The 4,034-nt window shown below is 61.0% G+C and carries 4 protein-coding genes and 1 pseudogene; 4 read left to right on the forward strand and 1 reads right to left on the reverse strand.

Annotation, left to right across the window (positions count from 1 at the left end; all coding sequences use genetic code 11):
- Positions 1-564: 564 nt before the first annotated feature.
- Entirely contained in the window at positions 565-1,458 is an 894-nt protein-coding gene (locus D8V06_RS29640; RefSeq protein WP_130904969.1) for a LysR substrate-binding domain-containing protein, read from the reverse strand.
- Positions 1,459-1,573: 115 nt separating this feature from the next.
- Between D8V06_RS29640 and D8V06_RS29645 the strand changes: the two genes are divergently transcribed.
- From D8V06_RS29645 to D8V06_RS29660, 4 genes and pseudogenes are all read left to right on the forward strand, one after another.
- On the forward strand, positions 1,574-2,590 hold the full coding sequence (locus tag D8V06_RS29645; RefSeq protein ID WP_130932367.1) for an aldo/keto reductase: 1,017 nt from the start codon (positions 1,574-1,576) through the stop codon (positions 2,588-2,590).
- Positions 2,591-2,592: 2 nt separating this feature from the next.
- A complete protein-coding gene (locus D8V06_RS29650; RefSeq protein WP_056856727.1) occupies positions 2,593-3,390 on the forward strand; it encodes an SDR family oxidoreductase in 798 nt (265 codons plus the stop codon).
- Between the two features lie 26 nt (positions 3,391-3,416).
- Complete coding sequence (locus D8V06_RS29655; protein ID WP_130932368.1) at positions 3,417-3,827, forward strand: SRPBCC family protein; 411 nt, start codon at positions 3,417-3,419, stop codon at positions 3,825-3,827.
- Positions 3,828-3,949: 122 nt separating this feature from the next.
- Positions 3,950-4,034, forward strand: a pseudogene (locus D8V06_RS29660) (SRPBCC family protein); the annotation flags it as partial.

The following is a 4,034-nucleotide window of genomic DNA, read 5'->3' on the forward strand; positions in this document are numbered from 1 at the left end:
TCGTGGAACTGCTTGAAATCGGGGCTTTCGTAGGGGGAGGCTGGATCTGATTCTGGCGGGTTGGGGGATGGTTTGATCATTGATAGAACTCCAGTACTAGCAAAATGGGAGCCATCACTTTCGCTACCAAACGAATGGGTGGTGACCATGCACAGGTTGGTAGACCGGAGTACTGGAACCGGCGCCTCCGAAAAGGCCCTGCGCATGGCGACCATAAAAGCAGTTATTGCTTGAAGTGGCGCTACGCGCAGTACTCCGGGCTACCAAACCCGATCGCTGTTTTTTTCAGCGACCGGCTAAGGATAAGGCCCGGACCCAAGGCGCGTAAGCCGGCGGATTCTGGCGTAACCGTAGGCAATGACGCAAGGTGTTGTAGCTTTCATCAAGTTTCGCTGACAGTCGTTAAACATATGCTTTAAACAGATGCCGCCATCGCGAGCAGGCTCGCTCCCACACGGATCTTCAACACGACATCAATCAATTGTAGGAGCACAGCTTGCTGGCGATGGCGCCTTTGAAATCGCCATCGCCAGCAAGCTGTGCTCCTACAGGACGGGTGTGTGATCAGTCGGCCGGGTGTGTCAGGACTTTCCTGAATGTCTCCACCAACGGCCGCAAATTGATCCGGTGCCATGCGGCCCACAGCGGTGTGGTGTAGGCGATCCACGGCACATCCCGCAGCAGCACGCCCGGCGGTGCGTTGCGGCTCAAGCCTTTCTGAATCATCGCGATGCCCAGCCCCGAGGCCACCAAACCCAATGCGGTGAACGGCTCGGTCGCTTGCATGCGAATGTCCGGGGTGAAACCGGCGCGGATGCAGGCGCTGACGAAGTCGTCGTGGCCATTGGCATTCTGCCGATGTTGAACGCCGATCCATTCCTTATCGGCGAGGTCGGCGGCCGTCAGTGTCGATTGCTGCGCCAGCGGATGATCTTCGGGCAAGGCCAGCAGCATCGGATCGTCCAGAACCTGAAAACCCAGCAAGTCCGGGTCGTCATCGGTCGGCGGCTCGCTGACCAGAGCGATATCCAGACTACGCTGACGCAGGCCTTCGAGTTGTTCGGCGGAACTCAGGTTGTACAGCGCGACATGTACGTTCGGCCGGTCGACCCGCAGCACGCGCAGGGCATTGGGCAGCACACCGGCGTGCATGGCGTTTTCGATGTAGCCGATGCACAAGCCGCCTTCTTCGCCGCGCCCCAGGCGTTTGCCCAGGGATTCCAAGCGATTGGCGTGGGTCAGCAGGGCGCGGGTTTCGGCGAGGAACGTCTGGCCGTCGCGGGTCAGGCGGATGCGTTGCTGGCTGCGCTCGAACAAGGTCAGGCCCAGGCGCTCTTCGAGCTGGGCGATCTGCCGGCTCAGGGGCGACTGGGAAATATGCAGGCGCTCGGCGGCGCGACCAACGTGTTCTTCTTCGGCGACGGCGACGAAGTAGCGCAATTGGCGGATGTCGATCATGTCAGACCTCTGGGGACTCAAGTACTGCACATTATGTCTTGGACGGTCCGAACGCCGCAATCTAGGATCTGCTCAACGGTCAAGCACTGGCCACTGAAACGATGAGGATTGAATCATGAGCTTGAAAGATAAACTGCCCGGCGCGCTGGGCTTCGGTACTGCACCACTGGGCAACATGTTCCGCGCCATTGCTGAAGAAGAAGCGCAAGCCACCGTTCACGCCGCCTGGGATGCCGGCGTGCGTTACTTCGACACCGCGCCGTTCTACGGCTCGGGCCTGTCGGAAATCCGCCTCGGCGCCGCACTGTCGCGCTATAACCGCGACGACTATGTGCTCAGCAGCAAGGTCGGCCGAGTGATTCTCGATGAAGTGGAAGACGCTGCGGCCCGCGATCTGGGCGAGAAGAGCGGGGTGTTCGAGCACGGTCGCCCTAACAAGATCATCAACGACTACAGCGCCGACGCGACCCTGCGCTCCATTGAAGATAGCCTCAAGCGCCTGCAAACCGATCGCCTGGACATCGTCTGGGTGCATGACATCGCTCAGGATTTCTACGGCGATCAATGGTTGGAATACTTCAACCAGGCCCGCACCGGTGCTTTCAAAGTGCTGACCCGCTTGCGCGAAGAAGGCGTAATCAAAGGTTGGGGCCTGGGTGTGAACAAGGTCGAACCCTGCGAATTGACCCTTGATCTGAGCGAAGCGCAGCCGGACGGTTTTCTGCTGGCGGGTCGCTACACTCTTCTCGACCATGACCGCGCATTGCAACGCTTGATGGACGCCGCCCTGGCACAGAACGTCGAAATCGTGGTCGGCGGCCCTTACAGTTCGGGCATCCTCGCCGGTGGCGCGCACTTCGAGTATCAGAAGGCCAGCCCGGCCATCGTCAGCAAGGTCGAGCAGATCAAGCGTATTGCCGCGGCCCATGGTGTCGACATCAAAGCGGCGGCGTTGCAGTTCTCGTTGGCCAACCCGGCTGTGGCGGCGGTTATTCCAGGTGCCAGCCGACCAGAGCGAATCGCCGAAGATGTGGCCGCGTTGTCGGCGGTGATTCCTGCAGCCTTCTGGCAAGCGATGCGCGACGCAAAACTGGTGTCCGAGCGCGCCCCGTTGCCAATCATTGGAGCCTGAAAATGAAAATCGATTTGAGTGGAAAACTGGCGATTGTCAGCGGCAGCACCGCGGGCATCGGCCTGGGCATCAGCCGGGCGCTGGCCGAATCCGGCGCCACCGTGGTGGTGATCGGCCGCGAGTCGGCCAAGGTCGAGCAGGCTTTGGCAAGCATTCGCCAGAGCGTGCCGAATGCACAGTTACGCGGGCTGACCGCAGACCTGGGCACCGCCGAAGGCGCCGAGAAACTGTTTGCCGCCGAACCACGTGCCGACATCCTGGTAAACAACCTCGGGATCTTCAACGCGGTGGACTTCTTTGAGACCCCCGACAGCGAGTGGACGCGCTTCTATGAGATCAACGTGATCTCCGGTGTGCGCCTGTCACGGCATTACGTCCCGGACATGGTCAAGCAAGGCTGGGGGCGGGTGATTTTCCTGTCTTCGGAATCCGGGATCGCGATTCCGGCTGACATGCTCAACTATGGCGTGACCAAAAGCGCCAACCTGGCGGTCTCCCACGGGCTGGCCAAACGGCTGGCGGGCACTGGGGTGACGGTGAATGCGATTCTGCCGGGCCCGACGTTGACCGACGGCGTGGAGCTGATGCTCAAGGATGCCATGGCCCAATCCGGTCGCAGCTTGCAGGAGGAAGCCGACGCCTTCGTGCGCACCGCCCGACCAACCTCGATCATCCAGCGCGTGGCGCATGTCGAGGAAGTCGCCAATCTGGTGGCGTACATCGCTTCGCCGTTATCCTCGGCCACCACCGGCGCGGCCCTGCGAGTCGACGGCGGTGTCGTCGACAGCATGGCTATCTGACTTTATTCATTGAGAGAGAGCTTTACATGGCAACTGCATCAGCATTCATCGACATCCCGGCTTCGGCCGATCAGGTCTGGCAATTGATCGGTGGCTTCAACTCGCTACCGGACTGGCTACCGTTCATTCCCCAGAGCGAGCTGAGCGAAGGCGGGCGCGTGCGCAGCCTGCAAACGGCGGACGGCGCAGTAGTGGTCGAGCGCCTGCAAGCGTTCGACAACGCCGCCAGGACTTACAGCTACTCGATTTTGCAGGCACCGTTTCCGGCCACTGACTATCTGGCGACGATCAAGGTCGAAGCGCAAGGGCAGGGCGCGCGGGTGACCTGGTCTGGTCGCTTCGAACCGGTGGGTGTGAGTGATGAGGAGGTGGTGGCGCTGTTCACCGGGATTTATCAGGGAGGGCTTGAGGCCCTGCGAGCCAAATACCCGGCTTGACTCGTCGATCGTTCCCACGCGGAGCGTGGGAATGCTTCAAGGGACGCTCCGCGTTCCAGGCTTCCGAAAGGGCCGCGGAGCGTCCCAGGCTGCATTCCCACGCAGAGCGTGGGAACGATCTGGGCGCGCGGGTGACCTGGTCTGGTCGCTTCGAACCGGTGGGTGTGAGTGATGAGGAGGTGGTGGCGCTGTTCACCGGGATTTATC

It is taken from the genome of Pseudomonas sp. Sample_24 (assembly GCF_004307605.1).
Classification (GTDB): Bacteria; Pseudomonadota; Gammaproteobacteria; order Pseudomonadales; family Pseudomonadaceae; genus Aquipseudomonas.